This window comes from Mesorhizobium sp. RCAM 06353 (assembly GCF_059683585.1).
In genome coordinates this window covers 2228493-2244917 of the sequence record NZ_CM185031.1, presented here as the reverse complement: position 1 = coordinate 2244917, position 16425 = coordinate 2228493, and the positions used below count along the sequence as shown (strand labels likewise).

Here is a 16425-nt window from a genome sequence, read left to right as displayed (position 1 = left end):
CGCGACCAAGCATAGCGCCGATTGGAAGCAGGGCCAGCCATTTTGGTCTTTTCGCACCGGGCGCTTTGCGAGCACTGCCATTCTGGTATTACCAAATAGGAGAATTTGGTCAAGCCTGACAATGCACCGGCAAAGCCCTTCGAACACCCGAAGTATCGGCATATATCGCAATATAATCAACGGAATAATTCGCACAAAAAGTTGCGTTGCCGCGCTTCTTGCCGTTCCCTGGAATTTGCTGTAGACCTCGCTTCAGGCCCCATTGGTCGAACCAGTTTGCAGGAAAAAGGCTGGGGATGCCTTGGGGAGGAACCCTTGCGTCGCCTTTCGGCGATGCATGTCGCAGGCAAACCATACGGACGAATTTGGGAAGGACAGACCATGCATCTTTCGACGCACAACTGGATGCGCGCGGAACCCTTGGAGACGACGCTCAAGCGGATCAAGAAGTTCGGCTATGAGTCGATCGAGATTTCCGGCGAGCCCGAGCAGTACAAGACCAAGGAGACACGGGCGCTGTTGAAGGAGCATGGCATCCGCTGCTGGGGCGCGGTGACCTTGATGCTGGGCGAACGCAACCTTGCCGCCAAGAACCAGGGCCAACGCGAACGCTCGGTTCAATACGTCAAGGACGTGCTGACCATGGTCAGCGAGTTGGATGGCGAGATCATCACGCTCGTCCCCGCGACAGTCGGCAAGGTGGTGCCTGACGGTACCGAGGAAGAGGAATGGAAGTGGGTGGTCGATGCGACCCGCGAGTGCTTCACCCATGCCAAGAAGGTCGGCGTCAAGATCGCCGTCGAGCCGCTCAACCGCTTCGAGACCTATCTGTTCAATCGCGGCGCCCAGGCGCTGGCGCTGGCAGACGCGGTCAGCCCCGAATGCGGCGTCTGCCTCGACGCCTACCACATCCACATGGAAGAATTTAACGTCCATGACGCCATCCGTCAGGTCGGAAAGCGGCTGTTCGACTTCCATGTCGCCGACAACAATCGCTTCGCCGCCGGCCTTGGCCAGATCGACTGGCCCAGGATTGTCGCCACCTTGAAGGAAGTCGGCTACGACGGCGCGCTGACCAACGAGTTCGTCGCCCCGGTCGACCGCACGCCGGCAGCACCCTACCCCGAAATGGTCGAGCGTCATCCGGTCGATATCTCGCCCGAGCAGCTGAAGTTCATCCAGGACCACGGCTCCAGCGTGCTGACCGAAAAATTCTACACCGACCAGATGCGCATCACCGCCGAAACGTTGCTGCCACTGATCAAGTAGTCGACTGCTTCTGGGAAATTTGCCCTTCCGCCGTGACCGGCGGCAGGGCCGGGGAAAGACATGCGCATCAAGACCGTCCAAGCCTGGTGGGTCCGCGTCCCGATCGAAGCCGCGAAGCAACATCGCAGCGACTTCGGCCAGGTGACGACCTTCGACGCCGCCATCCTGCGCATCGAAACCGATGACGGGCTGGTCGGCTGGGGCGAAGGCAAGAACGCCGCCGGCAGCGCCGGCAGCTACGGCGCGCTTGTCCACATGCTGAACCACGAGGTTGGCCCGCAATTGATCGGCCGCGATCCGGCCGATATCGGCATCATCTGGGAGATGCTCTACAATGGCGTGCGCCACGACAGTGCCGCGCGTGCCGGCCACGCCATGCCGCAACTGGCGCGGCGCGGCATGAGCATCGCCGCCATCAGCGCCGTCGACATCGCGCTCTGGGATATTTTGGGGAAATCACTAGGCGTGCCGGTCTGGCGGCTGCTCGGCGGCCGCAAGGTCGACCGCATGCAGGCCTATGCCTCGGGCGGCTGGGCCTCCGCCCACGCCATCGGCGAACAACTGAAATCCTACATCGCCCGGGGCGGCTTCAAGGCGCTGAAGATGCGTGTTGGCGCCATGGATGGGGCAGCACATGTTTCGGCCGCCCGCGTCCGCGCCGCGCGCCAGGCGCTCGGCCCCGATGTCGAGCTGATGGTCGACGCCCACGGCACCTATACGGTGGCCGAAGCCAAGCGCTTCATCCACCTCGTCAACGACCTCGATCTCGCCTGGTTCGAGGAGCCTGTTATCGCCGACGACAAGCCGGGTATGGCCGAAGTGCGCGCCTCCGGCGCCGTGCCAATCGCCACAGGCGAAAGTGAGGCGACCCGCTATGCCTTCCGCGACCTCGCGGTGCTGAAGGCAGCCGATATCTTCCAGCCCGATCCTGCCTTCTGTGGCGGCATCAGCGAGGCGATGAAGATCGGCACCATCGCCAGTGCTTTCAATTTGCGCTTTGCGCCGCATCTGTGGGCGGGCGCGCCCTGCTTCTTCGCCGGCTTGCATGTCTGCGCCGCCTCGCCGTCGAGTTTCACGGTCGAATATTCGCTCGGCGCCAACCCGATGATCCACGATCTGATCGAAGAGACTGTCGAAGCAAAGGACGGTATGATAGCGATCCCGGAAAAGCCCGGATTGGGATTCACCATTTCTGAGCGATTCCTGGAGGCGCACGCGCAACGCAGTTGACGATGAAAGAAAAGAACCTCCTCGCCGAACTCGCCGCCTATCTGTTCTCCCACTCGGACAGCGAGACCGGCCGCACGCCGTCGGAACGTGAGCTGGCGGAGCATTTCGGCGTCAGCCGCGGCCAGATCCGCGAGGCGCTGGCCATCCTCGAAGCCATGCGCATCGTCGAGCGCCGGGCCAAGTCCGGCATTTATATCGACACCAAGCAGGCCAGCGTCGAGGCGCTAGCACTGTTCGCGCGCGCCGGCCTGCCGCTCGATCCCTTGCAGATCTATGAAACGGTCGAATTGCGCAAGATCCATGAGATCAAGGCCGCCGAGCTTGCCTGCTCGCGCGCCACCGAGGAGAATTTCGAACGGCTGCGCGAGATCCTCAAGGCATCCGAGGAGCGTATCGCCGCCGGCGAAGGCCTCGCCAAGGAAGACCGCGAGTTTCATCTCGAGATCGTGCGCGCCACCAAGAACAGCGTCTTCCACAACATCTGCAGCGTCTACTATCTGATGGGCGAGCAGCGCCTGCCGATCTACTTCAACGATCCCGAGCGCAGCGTGCGTTCGCATGCCGAGCACGTGCAGATCTACGAGGCGCTGCTGCGCCGCGACGGCAATCTCGCCCAGGCGCTGATGAGCGCCCACCTTCAAGGCGCGGAAAGCTACTGGAAGGGCCTGATCGAAGGCGGCAAGGCGGTTGCGCCGCCAAGCCCGGCGCTCGAAAAGGCCTGACCGTGGCCCAGACCGTGCCGAAGATCCTGTCGACCCATCCGCTGCACCCGCGCGCCTCAGCCAAGCTGGCTGGCGCTGGTCAACTCGTCATCGCATCGGCGCTCGATCCTGCCACCTTGACCAGAGAGGCCAAAGACGCCGACATCGTCATCGTGCGCGCGCCGCTGCCGCCGGCACTGTTCGAGGGGGCCTGGAAGCTGCGGGCAGCGATTCGCCATGGCGCCGGGCTCGACATGATTCCGATGGAAGCAGCGGCAGCGGCCGGCGTGCTGGTGGCCAACGTGCCGGCAGTCAATGCGCGCTCGGTCGCCGAACATGTCATGTTCACCGCGCTTGCGCTGCTGCGGCAATTCCGCAGGGTCGACCGCGATTTGCGCAGCAAAGGCTGGCTCGCCGGCCGCGAGCACGCCAATTCCAACATCGAACTTGCCGGCAAGACCATCGGCATCGTCGGCCTCGGCGCCGTCGGCCAAGCCGTCGGCCATATTGCAGCGCACGGCTTCGACCTGAAAGTGGTGGCAACGACGCGCAGCATGCAGCCGGCGCCCGAAAAAGTCGGCTTCCTGTCGATCGACGCGCTGGTCGAGCAGAGCGACATCATCGTGCTGTGCTGCCCGCTGACGCCGGAGACGCGCGGCCTGATCAGCCGCGAACGCATCGCCCGCATGAAACCCAATGCGCTGCTGATCAACGTCTCGCGCGGGCCGGTCGTCGATGACGATGCGCTGATCGAGGCCTTGCGGGAACGCCGCATCGGCGGCGCCGCGCTCGACGTGTTTTCGACGCAGCCGCTGCCGTCAAATCATCCCTATTTCAGCTTCGACAACGTCATCATCACCCCACATATGGCAGGCATTACCGAGGAATCGATGATGCGCATGGGCGTCGGTGCCGCAGGCGAAGCCCTACTGGTGCTGGCCGGAAAACTGCCGGTCAATCTGCGCAATCCGGACGTGGTCGATCATTACCGGCAACGGTTTCCGCTCGACCTATAGCAATCGCGGTTTCGCCCCAATTCTCCGCAACGGTGCGGGCATGTCCAGTCTTCGCTTCGCATTCCTGATTGCCGCAACCTCGTCCATCGGCACCTTGCCGGCATTCGCCGAAGCCGAGAGCAGCTATGTCTATTGCGACAATGGGGTGCGTTGCTTCATGGCGCCCTGCCCATCGAACAGCGCGCTCGACGTTGCCACCGGCACGATCATCAGGGGCGTGTCGATCGACATCAGCGGATTGCCGCAGGCCGACAAGGCGATAATCGATCAGTCCGACGTGCTTTACAGCGGAAAGATCGTCGTCAGGGGCTCGATCAGGCAGCGCACCCAGACCATCACTGGTAAAAACTACATCCTGCGCTGGCTGGTCGCGACCCGCATCGTGCGCACCGCCAAGGACAGCGAACGCAAGCACTGTTCGTCGCACTAATAGTCCGTTCAGTCCTAGTCACGCACCAAGCACCGACTCAACAGCCGCAGCAATCCGCAGCAGATGCCGGTCATGGCCGTTGCGCGCCACCAGCATTAGTCCGGCCGGCAGCGCCATGCCGGGCATCGGCAGTGAGATCGCGCAGAGGTCGAACTGGTTGGCGACCTGCGTGTTGCGCAGCAGCAGGCCTTCGACGTGGTCGCGCAACTCGGCATCCTCGGCCAGGGAAGCGACGGTCGGCGCCGTCACCGGCGTGGTCGGCAGAGCCAGCACATCGACCGACGCCAACCGCTCATCCATAGCGGCGACGAGCGCGCTACGACGGCGCAAGGCCCTGATGTAGACCGGCGTCGGCAGCATGGCCGCCCGCGACAAGGGACCGCTGACATGCGGGTCGACCGCCACCGCCGCGCCTGTCGCCAGCCAGTCGGCATGGATCTCGGCCCCTTCCATCGCCGCGATCGAGCCGCGCTTGGTGGCGGCACGCAACTCCGCGATCATGTTGTCGATCGACAGATCCGCAATGCGCGCGCCAGCCTGTACGATCTTGCCGAGACAATGCTCGAACGCCGCGGCAACTTCGCTTTCCGTGTCCTCGAAAAGAACACCGCGCGGGATACCGACGCGAAGCCCTGCGAGTGGAATGGCCGCCAGCTCCGCCGGCGCCTCGCCAGCCATCACCGCGTCAGCGTCGGCACATTGCGCGACGGTTCGGGCTAGCGGCCCGATAGAGTCCAGCGTGCCCGACAGCGGAAAGGCGCCAGAGAGCGGTATGCGACGTGCCGTCGGCTTGAAGCCGACGACACCGTTAAGCGCCGCCGGAATCCGGATCGACCCGCCAGTGTCGGATCCGATCGAGATGTCGCTCGTCCCCTCACCGACGGAAACACCGGCGCCCGATGAGGAGCCGCCGGGAATACGGCTGGCATCGGCGGCATTGCCTGGCGTGCCGTAATGCATGTTGTCGCCGATCGCGGTGAAGGCGAATTCGGTCATATTGGTCTTGCCGATGATCACCGCGCCGGCCTGCCGCAGCCGGCTGACGATGGCCGCATCACGCACAGCGGGTGCGGCGGTCTTGCGCATCAGCGAGCCGGCCGTGGTCGCTTCGCCGGCGACATCGAACAGATCCTTGATCGAGACAATGGCGCCGTCGAGCGGTCCGAGCGAAACGCCGGCGCGGCTGCGCGCGTCGCTGGCATCAGCCGCGGCCCGTGCCGCCTTGGCATAGAGCTTGGTGAGGACCTTCTCGCCGGCCGCACGATTGGCAAGACGTGACAGGATGATTTCGAGACGGTCGCGGATTGATTGCATGTCGGTGTCGGACTCCGCCAGGATGCAACGTCTTTAAGAAAAGCGGCCGGTTGGGCTTGCGGAAGGGATAACCCGGCCAGCGTGCCTTTGCACCTGCCAGCGATAGGAAGATACTGATGCTGTACAAAGGCAGCTGTCACTGCGGCAAGATCGCTTTCGAATTCAAGGCGGAGCCTACCGGCGCCGTGCGGTGCAACTGTTCGATCTGCTCGCGTAAGGGCGCGCTCTTGTATGCCATCCCGCATGCGAGCCTGACGGTCCTGGCATGGGGCGATGATCTGGGCAGCTACACATTCGGCAATCACGCCATGGCACACCGTTTCTGCCGCAGCTGCGGCATCCACCCATTCGCCGAAGACGTCCGCGAAGGCAGCGAACGCAGCGCCTACATCAACCTCAACTGCGTCGCCGATATCGACCCGTCCACCTTGCCGATCTTCGACTTCGACGGGCGTTCGGCCTGAGCGATTCCAGATTGCCTTACCGGTAACCCGTTGCGTCGGCGGGTTTGCCGGCGTCCTGGACCTCCGGCACATAGCGCCAGGCATCGGGCCTCGAACCGTCGAGATCGGTAAAGCCATAGACCTGTGCCAACCCACCGCTGGACAACGACTGCCCGTTCCAGCGCGAGCGGTCAGGGTCTGCGGCCAATGCGGCAACGGCCCGCCCGACAAAGCGCGGCGTCTCCGAAATGACGAAATGCGGCACCGTGGCGACGGCATCGCGCCAATTCTCCTCGCGCACTCCAAAGGTCTCCAGCATCATCTCCGACCGTAGCCAGCCGGGCGTCAACGAGACCGAGGTGGCACCATATTTCGCAAGGTCCTTGGCGTGAGCCCAGGCCATGCGGTTCACCGCGACCTTGGCAAGATCGTAGAAGGGCGACAGGCGGTAGTGGTCGGCATTGTATTCGGCCGTGCCATCCGTGACTTCGATCAGCAGTCCGCCCGGCTGCTCAATCATGAGGGGCAGCGCATGATGGGCAGTGATCAGATGCGTGTCGATGGCCAGCCGCAGCATGCGCAAGCCATTCTCCAGATTGTGCTCCCAGACCGGCTTGTCCCATTCGAACAGCTTTTCACCGCCCCAGATGTCGTTGACCAATATATCGAGGCGCCCCTGTTCGGTGCGGATGCGCTCGACCAGACTGCGCACATCGTCAGCCACGAGATGATCGACCTGCACGGCGATGCCCCTGCCGCCGTTCGCCGTGACCATTTCCGCCGTTTCCTCGATTGTTTCGGGCCGCGCATACTCGGATTGTTGCGCGCGCGTGCTCCTGCCGGTGACATAAACCGTGGCGCCCGCGGCACCGAGTTCGACCGCTATGCCGCGCCCCGCACCACGCGTTCCACCGGCGACCAGGGCAACTTTCCCTTGCAACGTCATTGAACTCTCCCAAAAACGAAACCATCGACAAGCGAGGCTGGTCTGCGTCGCTCGCATCATATATAAATGATCATTCGGTTATATTGGAATGTCAAGATGACCCGACCCAAAACCCGGTCCGACGAGCAGGTGCTGGAGGCAGCGCTTCGGCTGATCCATGAACATGGTCCTGAGGCGCTCACTTTCGAGCGGCTGGCAAAGGCTTGCGGTCTTTCCGGCGCAACATTAGTGCAACGCTTCAAAAACAAGGCGCAGCTGAAACAGCGCACCTTGATGCACGCCTGGGATGGTCTCGACGACAAGACATGTACACTGGGCGCCGCCGTCGCCCGGACCCCGGCCGGCGCTATCAAATTGCTGGTGGCGCTGTCGCAGGGCTATGGCGGCATCGAATCCTATGCCGACGGCTTGCTTGTCCTGCGCGAGGATCTGCGTGACCCCATGCTGCGGGCGCGGGGTGCGGCCTGGAAGGCATCTCTGTCCAAAATCCTTGCGGATTGCTTTGGGGAGATATCCAGCCCGCCACAGGACGTCGGCCTGCTGATGGCCTCGCACTGGCAGGGCTCGCTTCTGTGGTGGAGCTTCGATCCGACGATCGATGTAGCCGCCTATGTCGAGGACAGTCTCAACCGCTTCGTCACCGCCGTCACAACGACAGCGGCCCGAAAACCGTGATGGTTCTCGGGCCGCTGGGTAAGTCAGAGATGGGAGACTATTCGGCCTGCTTCGGGCCGCGCAGGAACACCACAATGGCCGCCAGCAGCGTTGCCCCGCCGCAATAGGCGAAGGCGCTGGCGACGCCGGCATGGTCGACCAGCAGGCCGCCGGAGACGGCGCCCAGCGCAATCGCCACCTGGAAGGTTGCCACCATTAAGCCGCCGGCACTTTCCGCCTGGTCGGGCGCAGCCCGAACCAGCCAGCTCTGCAGCCCCACCGGTACCGCGCCGAAGGCAAAGCCCCAGGCGGCGACGGCGGCAGCGGCAACCGTCGGCGAGGCGCCGAAGATCAGCATCGAGGCGGCGGCCAGGGCAATCAGCAAGGGCGCCAATGCGACCGCGGCCTTGAGGTTGCGTTCGGCCAGCATGCCGCCGACGATGTTGCCGAAGAAGCCGCCTATGCCATAGGCGAGCAAAACCAGCGAGATCGTTTCGATGTCGAGCACCGGCACCTTCTCAAGGAAGGGGCGGACATAGGTGAAGCCGGCAAAGTGCCCGGACGCGACCAGCAGCACCACCAGCAGGGCCACCCGGATCGACGGCCGCTCGAGCACCTCGAGCAAGGTGCGGAAGCTCGCGACACCCACAGGCGGCAGCTTCGGAATGGCCGCTACCTGCACCAGCAATGCCAGCGCAGCGACGACCGTCGCGATCATGAAGGCCGTGCGCCAGCCCCAGATGTCGCCGACATAGGCGCCGACAGGAGCAGCAGTGACGGTGGCCAGCGAAACACCGGTCAGGATGATCGACATGGCGCGCGGCATCAGCCGCATCGGCACCAGCCGCAGCGCCATGGCTGCCGACATCGCCCAGAAGCCGCCCAGCGCCACGCCGAGCACGACGCGGGCCAGCAGAAGCATGGGTAGCGACGAGGCAAAGGTGGCCACAAGATTGGACAGGATGAGGAACGACGTCAGCATCCACATCACCAGCCTGCGGTCCATGCGCCTGGTGATGATTGCCATCGTCGGTGCGGCGATCGCGGCGACGATCGCAGTTGCCGTCACCGCTTGTCCCGCCACGCCTTCTGTGACGCCAAGATCGCGCGCCATCGGCGTCAGCAGGCTGGCGGGCAGGAATTCGGCGGTGACCAGTCCGAACACCCCAAGCGCCAGTGATACAACGGCGCCCCATGCCGGTTCGGTTCGTTCATCGGTGTCTACAGGGTTCAGAAGTGTGGCGTCGATGACGCCCGTCGCGGGTTCGGCCATGGTCAGTCTCCGATCTGTTTGCGGCGTCAAATAGGCAATGACCGCCCGAGGCTTCCACCCGTTTCCACGCCTTGCCGTCGGGGCTTGGCTATGAGGTCGGTCTTGGCTTGGTTGCGGCGCAGCATTTGGCTGCAATGCAACATAGGGAGTGACGCCCTGGAGTTTCCATGCTAGAAACCCCATTATGCTTGACCATTCGTCCAAAATTCCGATCACCGGCGACCCGCTGACAGACATATTGCGCGGGCTGCGTCTCGACGGTGTCGAATATGGCCGTTGCGAGATGAAGGAGCCTTGGGGCATCCAGTTCCCGGCTCAGCCCGGGGCGCGGTTTCATTTCATCGGCCGCAAGGGCTGCTGGCTGAAGCAGCCTTCCGGCGAATGGGTTGAGCTCAATGCCGGCGATGCGGTGCTGCTGCCGCGCGGCGAGGCCCATGTGCTGGCCAGCGAACCCGGCGCGAAGGCCTGGCCGATCCATGGCTATGAGCTCGAAGAGGTCTGCAAGGACGTCTACTGCACGTCGAACGCGGAGATGTGCGACAAGAATTGCCAGCCGGGAACGCTGCTGTTCTGCGCCGCGATGTATTTCAATATCGATGGCCTGCACCCCCTGCTTGGCATGATGCCGGACGTGATGCGCTCGCATGAGCTGGAAGCCTATGAGCCGGGCATCCCACACTTGCTGGAGGCCATGGCGCGCGAAGTGACGATGGAGCGTGTCGGCTCCGGTGGCATCCTGGCGCGGCTGGCCGATGTGCTTGCCGCCACCGTCATCCGCTCATGGGTCGAACGGGGCTGCGGCGACTCCTCTGGCTGGATCGCGGCGGTTCGGGACCGTGACATCGGCCGCGTGCTGGCCGCCATCCATCTCGAGCCGGACCACGACTGGACGGTCGAATCGCTGGCCCGGATGATGGGCGCCTCGCGCTCGGGCTTTGCCGAGCGTTTCGCCACCGTCGTCGGCGAAACGCCGGCAAGATATGTCACCCAGGTCAGGATGCATCAGGCGCGGCAATGGCTGCTCCGCGACCGCATGAAAATATCCGTCGTTGCAGCACGCTTGGGGTATGAATCGGACGCTGCCTTCAGTCGCGCCTTCAAGCGCGTCATCGGCTCGGCTCCCAGCCACCTGCGCGCCGAGGAGCAGGCCGATATTCGCCAGGCCGGGTAACGCATCTTGGCCGTGACTGACTTCCGCGCTAGTAAACCGGCATGGATTTCACATCATCCGAAGGTGTCATGCTGGCATCTGGCGGTCCGCTGACCGATATGCTGCGTGGATTGCGGCTCGATGGCGTCGATTATGGCCGCTGCGAACTTGGTGAGCCGTGGGCCGTGTTCTTTCCAGCCCAGGAGGCGGCGCGGTTCCACTTCATCGGCCGGCGTGGATGCTGGCTGTTTTCGCCATCCAGGCAATGGTCGGAGCTGAAAGCCGGCGATGCGCTGCTGTTGCCGCGCGGTGCCGAGCACATCCTTGCCAGCGCGCCGGGCGTCCATGCCGTGCCGATCGAAAGCTACAGCGTCGAGCCGTTGCAGGACAACGTCTACGCCGTCTCGAACGGCGGCCATGGCGCGAAAACCCTGCTGTTTTGCGGCAGCATGCACTTCAATCTGGGTGGATCGCATCCTGTGCTCGCCATGATGCCGGATATGCTGCGCGCCCGGGAATTGATGGTGGGCGAGCCGAGTATTCCGCACCTTCTGGAAGCCATGGCCAGCGAAGTGACAAGCAATCGCGCCGGCTCGGGCGGCATGCTGGCGCGGCTGGCTGACGTGTTGGCCGCAAGCATCATCCGTTCATGGGTAGAGAACGGTGGCAGCGGCACCACCGGCTGGAGCGCGGCGATCAGGGATCGGGATGTAGGCCGTGTGCTGGTGGCCATTCATCGGCAGCCCGACCGGAACTGGACCGTCGACGCCCTCGCCCGCGAAATGGGAGCCTCGCGTTCGGCCTTCGCTGAACGGTTCACGGCGATCGTCGGCGAGACACCTGCGCGATATGTCGCTGGGGTGCGCATGCACCAAGCGCGACGCTGGCTGATCGAAGACCGCATGCGGGTATCCGTGGTGGCCGCCAGACTGGGCTACGAATCCGAAGCATCGTTCAGCCGGGCCTTCAAGCGGATAGTCGGCACGGCGCCCAGCCATTTGCGCGCCGTCAACGGCACTGCCGAAGAACGCTAAGGCCACACCCGGACCTTACCGCGTTGGATTGCCGGATCTGGATGAATTGCCAAGTCTTCCGGACGCAATGTCGTTGCCGGACCGATTGCATGCAATAGCTTGCCATTGCCAAGCCATGAGGAGCCGTCGGCAAAGTCGGCTCAAGGGAGAAGAGCCATGCCAAGCCAACTGAATATCCTGACGCTCGCCGCCATGCTCGTCGTCCCCGGGCGCGCCTTTGCCCTTGAGGACAGCTATCTGCCGGCTGACAAGATCCCCTATGTCGCCGAAGTGCCGGATCAACCGCACCGCCTTGGACCGCTGTGGGGCGAAAGGGCCAAAGGTCCGGCGGGAACATTGCTGAAGGTTCCCGGCAACTGGCGCGCACCGGTTCACGCGCACACCGCCGACTACCGCGCGGTGGTCATAAAGGGGTTGTGGGCGCATTGGCAGATGCAAGGCGGCGAAGCGACCAAGGTCGAACTGCCCCCGGGGTCCTACTGGACCCAGAAGGCCAATGAGATGCATGACGACGCTTGCCTGTCCGAAACGGAGTGCGTGATCTTGCTGATCAACGACACGCCCTACGAGACCTACTTCGCGAAGTAACCGGACGCTCTATCCGGCGTGCCGCAGGCTGACACCACTGCCCTTGTCGAACAGCACCACCTTGTCCGGATTCCAGGCAAAGCGCACCGGCTGCTCGATGGCGACATCGGTCCTGGCCGGCACCGTGGCGCGCAGCGTCGTGTCGCCGACACGCAGCGTCAGGATCTTTTCCACGCCATGGTTCTCGACATCGTGGACGCGCGCTTCGACCGGCGCGCCGCTTTCCAGATAGACATCCTCCGGACGGATGCCGAAGACGAGCGGGCGACCGTCGGTCGCCGCACCCGTCTTTAGCCCCCCAAAAATCTTTGGCCCCCCCTGAAAAGGGCAGCTCGAAATTCATCGGCGCCATCACCGCGCGGCCGTTCACCAGTCTGCCGTCGATGAGGTTCATCGGCGGCGAGCCGACGAAGCTCGCCACATAGGTGTCGCGCGGGTTGTTGTAGATCTCGTGCGGCGTGCCGGTCTGCACGATGCGGCCATGGTTCAAGACGCCGACCTTGTCGCCCATCGACATCGCCTCGATCTGGTCGTGCGTGACGAAAAGGAAGGTGGCGCCGAGCTGTATCTGCAGGTTCGCCGCCCGACAGCCGGTCGGTCTTGCGGTCGAGCAGATGTTCGATCCGCAGCGTCCGGGCGGCGCGGTCGACGCGATCCTTGATCTCGGCGTCGGGTCCTCCGGTCAAGCCGGAGGATCACGGCGTGAGAGTTGAGAGGGCGACGCACACCGACCGTCGCGGACCGGCGCGAGCGCGACCTGCCGGATAGCGTCAGCGCTGATCATCGCGCTGTCTTGTTGAGAGCGGTGATGACCAGCGCGAGAATCACCGCCGCGGCGGCGATTGCCCACACGAAAGCCTGCTTGTAGAAAGGCGGCGTGGCGAGCTGCGCCTTGCCGGCGAGAGTGTTGGGGTCCGGTGGATTGAGGAAGAAGACGCCGTAGAGATGCGCCGCCGTGATCGAAACCAGCAGCGCAATGCAGAAGACCAGCGCCACGACCAGCGCTACGGTCACCACACTGCGCACCTTGACGCCCGGCTGGGCCAACGGCAGTAGGTTGTTGATGAGTCCGGCAAGCACCACGAGACCGCTACCGACCGCGTACAGGCCGATGGAAAAGGGTTGGAAGATCAGCACCAGCGCCATGACACCGAGGCCAATGATGAAGACCTCGAGGCAGAACGCGCCGGCGCGGCTCATGCCGGAAGAACTGTCGCTCATGACCGCACCGCCTTTCCGGCGCCATCGAAGACATGGGTTTGCCTGGGATCGGGGCGTAGATTCAGCGCCTCGCCGACCTTGACCCGCTGGCTTCTCGTCACCACGACGCGGATGTCGGCGCCTGCCGCCGTGCGGGCATGAATAAGGGTTTCCGCGCCCATGGGCTCGATGAGCTCGGCCCGAGCGGAGATGGTGCCACGGTCCCCCGTATCGGTCGCGGTGAAGGCGCGGGGGCGGATACCGATCGTCACCTTGCCGGGCTGCAGTCGCGCGACCGCCGCGTCCGTGCGGATCGCCAGACTAATGCCGGCCACGGTCATGTCCGCCGTACCATCGGCGAAGGTCTTGAGGTCGGCCTCGAGAAGATTCATCTGCGGCGTGCCGATGAAGCTCGCCACGAAAGCATTGGCGGGCTTGGCAAATACCTCGTGCGGTGAGCCGACTTGCTCGATCAGGCCGTCCTTCATGATGGCGATGCGGTTGGCCATGGTGAGCGCTTCGAGCTGGTCATGGGTCACGATCACGGTCGCTTTGGAGAGGCCCTGCAGCACTTCCTTGATCTGGCCACGCATGGTCTGGCGCAGTTCGACATCGAGACGCGACAAGGGCTCGTCGAAGAGGAAGCAATTGGGGTCGCGGACGATGGCGCGGGCCATGGCGGCGCGCTGCTTTTCGCCCTCGGATATCTGGTTCGGCAGCCGGTCGAGAACGTGCTCCAAGTGGAGGATCGCGGCGACGCGGTTGACGCGAGCAGTCCGCTCAGCCCCGGAAATGCCGTCATGATAGAGCGGGAAGGCGATGTTCTCGGCGATCGATGCCGACGGGTAGAGCGCGTAGAACTGGAACACCATGGCGATGTCGCGCTTTTCGGGCGGCAGGTTGTTCATCACCTTGCCGGCGACGACGACCTCGCCGTCAGTGACGCTTTCCAGCCCGGCGATGACGCGCAAGGTCGTCGTCTTGCCACAGCCGGACGGGCCGAGAAGGCAGACGACCTCACCGGCGGCCACCGACAGGTCAACGTCCTTGACCGCGGTGAAGGAGCCGAAGCGCTTGGTGACTTTGCGGAGTTCGATGGTTGACATCTCAGCGCTTCACCGTGCCGAAGGTAACGCCGCGCAACAGATGGTTTTGCAAGAAGAAGGTGACCAGGAAGACTGGGACGAGGAACAGGGTTTCGATGGCGGCAAGCAAAGTCCAGTCGGTGCCGCGTCCACCCGACGACACGGCCTGGTTCATGGCGACCGGGACCGTCCTCGTGTCGGGGCCCGAGAGCAACAGGGCGAAGAGGAACTCGTTCCAGGTGAGGATCAGGCCGAACACGAACGTGGCGGCGAGCCCGGCAATGACCTGGGGCAGGCAAATCTTGAAGAACACCCGCATTCCGGACGATCCGTCGATGCGGGCGGCATCCTCGACGTCTGGCGACAATTCATCGAAGAAGCTCTTCATCATCCAGATGGTGAAGGCCAGGTTGAAGGCGGTGTAGAGCATGATGATGCCGAGATACGAGCCCGACAGGCCCACTACGCGGAACATCAGGATCACCGGAATGATCACCACAATCGCCGGCAGCATGCGCGTAGTCAGGATGATGAACAGGTAGGTGTCATTGCCCTTCAGCGGATAGCGCGAGAAGCCGAAGGCCGCCAGGGTGCCGATGACCAGCGCCAGCAGCACCGACGCCGAGGCGATGAAGATCGAGTTGAAGAAATAACGGTCGAATCCTGTCGCTTCCGGGGCACCGTCCGGCGTCATCGAGCGGGAAAAGACGGACCCAAAATTTTCGAGCGTGGGCTTGAACACAAAATGGTCCGGAATCAAGCCGAACAGCGACGTGGGCGACAGCGTCGGAGGCACCAGGAGCGCGTCGCCCTGCGATTTGAAGGCTGTGAATATGATGAACAGCACCGGCAGAAAATAGATAAAGGCGACGACGGCCACGGCGAGCGTCCGCCCCCAGCCGGCCTCGTCTACTCCGCTGGCCCGGCGGAAGCCGAGCTTTCCCAATATCGATTCGGCCACGGGTTAGGCTCCCTGCGTACGGCGGTTTGCGAGGTACAGGTAGAGGTTGGTGAGAACGATCACCATGAACAGCATCAGATAGGAGATCGCCGCGCCCTCACTCGTCTTGTTCTGCTCGTTGGCGATGCGGATCAAGTGATAGGAGATCGTCAGTGTGTCGTTGCCGCCCTTGGTGAGGAGGATGACGAGATCCGCCAGCTTGAATGCCTCGATGGTGCGGAAGAGAAGGGCCAACATCAGAAGGCCGCGGATGTAGGGGAAGGTGATCATCCAGAATTGCCGCCAGCTGGAAATACGGTCGATGGCAGCAGCCTCGTAGAGGTATTTCGGCACCGAGACGAGGCCCGCCAGCACAAGGAGCATGACGAAGGGCGACCACATCCATGCGTCGGCGAAAACGATTCCCGCCACGGCACCGACTTTGTTGCTCATCAGGATGAACTGGTTGCCGGAGATGGAATTGATGACGTAGCTGAGAATCCCGAATGTCGGATCATAGTAGTAGGTGAAGAACACGCCAGAGGCGACAACCGAAAGCATCATCGGTGTCAGCACCAGGATCAACAAATACTTGCGAAGCGGAAATTGCTTGGCGAACAGGATGGCCAGCAGAAAGCCGACGATCATCTGCGCGGAGACGGTGAACACGACGAACATGGCGGTATTGATCAGCGCGCCCCAAGTCGCGTGAGCAGCGAGATCGTTGGTAAGGATCCGGACGTAGTTCCCGAGTCCGACGAAGCGGATCGTCTGCTGGTTTGCCTGGTAGGCGAAGAACGAAAGGCCCAGCGACCACAGCAGGGGGAAGATATTCATCACAAACAGAACGGCGATTGCGGGAGCGACCAGCAAGGCGCCGAAGTAGTGGCGGCGATACGCGTTGACGGTAAATGCGGCCGCGACCAACGCCGCCGTGGCGCCCACCACCCAGAAGGAGACAGCCGCCGGCAAGCCCGCCATTGATATGGCCGACACGACGACAGCGACAGCGATGGCGAGTTTCCAGTTGTGGGCAACAACCGCGGTAAGGCGTGGTGTCAGCAGCGTGCTTGAAACAGCGGTCATGGGAGTCCGAAATATGGAGCGCCTGGCGTGGCAATGACGGGGAGCGGCTTTTGCCCGCTCCCCGCA

Annotated in this window: 17 protein-coding genes and 1 pseudogene; 10 read left to right on the top strand and 8 right to left on the bottom strand. The window is 63.3% G+C overall.

What is annotated here, in order from left to right:
- Positions 1–381: 381 nt before the first annotated feature.
- Genes AC56QX_RS10645 through AC56QX_RS10625 form a run of 5 tightly spaced genes read left to right on the top strand, consistent with a single transcriptional unit; the run spans position 382 to position 4646 of the window.
- The gene (locus AC56QX_RS10645) at positions 382–1269 is read left to right on the top strand and encodes a sugar phosphate isomerase/epimerase family protein (RefSeq protein WP_172223926.1); all 888 of its coding nucleotides are present in this window, start codon (positions 382–384) and stop codon (positions 1267–1269) included.
- Positions 1270–1329: 60 nt separating this feature from the next.
- Positions 1330–2499: a mandelate racemase/muconate lactonizing enzyme family protein gene (locus tag AC56QX_RS10640; protein ID WP_497115786.1), complete on the top strand. Its 1170-nt coding sequence runs from the start codon at positions 1330–1332 to the stop codon at positions 2497–2499.
- Positions 2500–2501: 2 nt separating this feature from the next.
- Complete coding sequence (locus AC56QX_RS10635; RefSeq protein ID WP_027043339.1) at positions 2502–3221, top strand: FadR/GntR family transcriptional regulator; 720 nt, start codon at positions 2502–2504, stop codon at positions 3219–3221.
- A gap of 2 nt (positions 3222–3223) precedes the next feature.
- Complete coding sequence (locus tag AC56QX_RS10630) at positions 3224–4216, top strand: hydroxyacid dehydrogenase (protein ID WP_497115784.1); 993 nt, start codon at positions 3224–3226, stop codon at positions 4214–4216.
- Between the two features lie 40 nt (positions 4217–4256).
- Positions 4257–4646 (top strand): hypothetical protein, encoded by a 390-nt coding sequence (locus AC56QX_RS10625; protein ID WP_497115782.1) that lies wholly within the window; start codon positions 4257–4259, stop codon positions 4644–4646.
- An 18-nt stretch (positions 4647–4664) separates the two neighbouring features.
- Here the strand turns inward: AC56QX_RS10625 and AC56QX_RS10620 are convergent, their stop codons facing one another.
- The gene (locus tag AC56QX_RS10620) at positions 4665–5960 is read right to left on the bottom strand and encodes an amidase (RefSeq protein WP_497115781.1); all 1296 of its coding nucleotides are present in this window, start codon (positions 5958–5960) and stop codon (positions 4665–4667) included.
- Positions 5961–6076: 116 nt separating this feature from the next.
- Here AC56QX_RS10620 and AC56QX_RS10615 point away from each other — a divergent pair, with 116 nt between their 5' ends.
- Entirely contained in the window at positions 6077–6424 is a 348-nt protein-coding gene (locus AC56QX_RS10615; RefSeq protein ID WP_497115779.1) for a GFA family protein, read from the top strand.
- Positions 6425–6440: 16 nt separating this feature from the next.
- Here the strand turns inward: AC56QX_RS10615 and AC56QX_RS10610 are convergent, their stop codons facing one another.
- Positions 6441–7349, bottom strand: coding sequence for an SDR family oxidoreductase (locus AC56QX_RS10610; RefSeq protein WP_497115777.1), 909 nt, complete (start codon positions 7347–7349; stop codon positions 6441–6443).
- Between the two features lie 96 nt (positions 7350–7445).
- Between AC56QX_RS10610 and AC56QX_RS10605 the strand changes: the two genes are divergently transcribed.
- Complete coding sequence (locus AC56QX_RS10605; protein WP_497115776.1) at positions 7446–8024, top strand: TetR/AcrR family transcriptional regulator; 579 nt, start codon at positions 7446–7448, stop codon at positions 8022–8024.
- A 37-nt stretch (positions 8025–8061) separates the two neighbouring features.
- Here AC56QX_RS10605 and AC56QX_RS10600 read toward each other — a convergent pair whose 3' ends face one another.
- A complete protein-coding gene (locus tag AC56QX_RS10600) occupies positions 8062–9276 on the bottom strand; it encodes an MFS transporter (protein ID WP_497115774.1) in 1215 nt (404 codons plus the stop codon).
- A gap of 184 nt (positions 9277–9460) precedes the next feature.
- On the opposite strand from AC56QX_RS10600, the gene AC56QX_RS10595 reads away from it, so the two are divergent.
- The 3 genes from AC56QX_RS10595 to AC56QX_RS10585 all read left to right on the top strand — a co-directional run bounded on the left by AC56QX_RS10595 (position 9461) and on the right by AC56QX_RS10585 (position 12048).
- Positions 9461–10447 (top strand): AraC family transcriptional regulator, encoded by a 987-nt coding sequence (locus AC56QX_RS10595; protein WP_497115772.1) that lies wholly within the window; start codon positions 9461–9463, stop codon positions 10445–10447.
- Between the two features lie 41 nt (positions 10448–10488).
- On the top strand, positions 10489–11460 hold the full coding sequence (locus AC56QX_RS10590) for an AraC family transcriptional regulator (protein ID WP_497115770.1): 972 nt from the start codon (positions 10489–10491) through the stop codon (positions 11458–11460).
- 156 nt (positions 11461–11616) lie between these two features.
- The gene (locus AC56QX_RS10585) at positions 11617–12048 is read left to right on the top strand and encodes a DUF4437 domain-containing protein (RefSeq protein WP_497115768.1); all 432 of its coding nucleotides are present in this window, start codon (positions 11617–11619) and stop codon (positions 12046–12048) included.
- A 9-nt stretch (positions 12049–12057) separates the two neighbouring features.
- Here AC56QX_RS10585 and AC56QX_RS10580 read toward each other — a convergent pair.
- From AC56QX_RS10580 to AC56QX_RS10560, 5 genes and pseudogenes are all read right to left on the bottom strand, one after another.
- Positions 12058–12713: pseudogene (locus tag AC56QX_RS10580) on the bottom strand (ABC transporter ATP-binding protein); the annotation flags it as partial.
- A gap of 115 nt (positions 12714–12828) precedes the next feature.
- A complete protein-coding gene (locus AC56QX_RS10575) occupies positions 12829–13269 on the bottom strand; it encodes a hypothetical protein (RefSeq protein ID WP_497115767.1) in 441 nt (146 codons plus the stop codon).
- Positions 13266–14354, bottom strand: a complete 1089-nt coding sequence (locus tag AC56QX_RS10570) for an ABC transporter ATP-binding protein (RefSeq protein WP_497115766.1) — start codon at positions 14352–14354, stop codon at positions 13266–13268. Before AC56QX_RS10570 ends, AC56QX_RS10575 begins: the two co-directional genes overlap by 4 nt.
- Position 14355: 1 nt before the next feature.
- A complete protein-coding gene (locus tag AC56QX_RS10565; protein ID WP_497115764.1) occupies positions 14356–15294 on the bottom strand; it encodes a carbohydrate ABC transporter permease in 939 nt (312 codons plus the stop codon).
- Between the two features lie 3 nt (positions 15295–15297).
- A complete protein-coding gene (locus AC56QX_RS10560) occupies positions 15298–16359 on the bottom strand; it encodes a carbohydrate ABC transporter permease (protein ID WP_497115763.1) in 1062 nt (353 codons plus the stop codon).
- Between the last annotated feature and the right edge of the window lie 66 nt (positions 16360–16425).

Bases quoted from the DNA above. Each gene is read 5' to 3' on its own strand.
- AC56QX_RS10645 (WP_172223926.1), top strand. From the start codon at position 382: ATGCATCTTTCGACGCACAACTGGATGCGCGCGGAACCCTTGGAGACG.
- AC56QX_RS10640 (WP_497115786.1), top strand. From the start codon at position 1,330: ATGCGCATCAAGACCGTCCAAGCCTGGTGGGTCCGCGTCCCGATCGAA.
- AC56QX_RS10635 (WP_027043339.1), top strand. From the start codon at position 2,502: ATGAAAGAAAAGAACCTCCTCGCCGAACTCGCCGCCTATCTGTTCTCC.
- AC56QX_RS10625 (WP_497115782.1), top strand. From the start codon at position 4,257: ATGTCCAGTCTTCGCTTCGCATTCCTGATTGCCGCAACCTCGTCCATC.
- AC56QX_RS10620 (WP_497115781.1), bottom strand. From the start codon at position 5,960: ATGCAATCAATCCGCGACCGTCTCGAAATCATCCTGTCACGTCTTGCC.
- AC56QX_RS10615 (WP_497115779.1), top strand. From the start codon at position 6,077: ATGCTGTACAAAGGCAGCTGTCACTGCGGCAAGATCGCTTTCGAATTC.
- AC56QX_RS10610 (WP_497115777.1), bottom strand. From the start codon at position 7,349: ATGACGTTGCAAGGGAAAGTTGCCCTGGTCGCCGGTGGAACGCGTGGT.
- AC56QX_RS10605 (WP_497115776.1), top strand. From the start codon at position 7,446: ATGACCCGACCCAAAACCCGGTCCGACGAGCAGGTGCTGGAGGCAGCG.
- AC56QX_RS10600 (WP_497115774.1), bottom strand. From the start codon at position 9,276: ATGGCCGAACCCGCGACGGGCGTCATCGACGCCACACTTCTGAACCCT.
- AC56QX_RS10595 (WP_497115772.1), top strand. From the start codon at position 9,461: ATGCTTGACCATTCGTCCAAAATTCCGATCACCGGCGACCCGCTGACA.
- AC56QX_RS10590 (WP_497115770.1), top strand. From the start codon at position 10,489: ATGGATTTCACATCATCCGAAGGTGTCATGCTGGCATCTGGCGGTCCG.
- AC56QX_RS10585 (WP_497115768.1), top strand. From the start codon at position 11,617: ATGCCAAGCCAACTGAATATCCTGACGCTCGCCGCCATGCTCGTCGTC.
- AC56QX_RS10575 (WP_497115767.1), bottom strand. From the start codon at position 13,269: ATGAGCGACAGTTCTTCCGGCATGAGCCGCGCCGGCGCGTTCTGCCTC.
- AC56QX_RS10570 (WP_497115766.1), bottom strand. From the start codon at position 14,354: ATGTCAACCATCGAACTCCGCAAAGTCACCAAGCGCTTCGGCTCCTTC.
- AC56QX_RS10560 (WP_497115763.1), bottom strand. From the start codon at position 16,359: ATGACCGCTGTTTCAAGCACGCTGCTGACACCACGCCTTACCGCGGTT.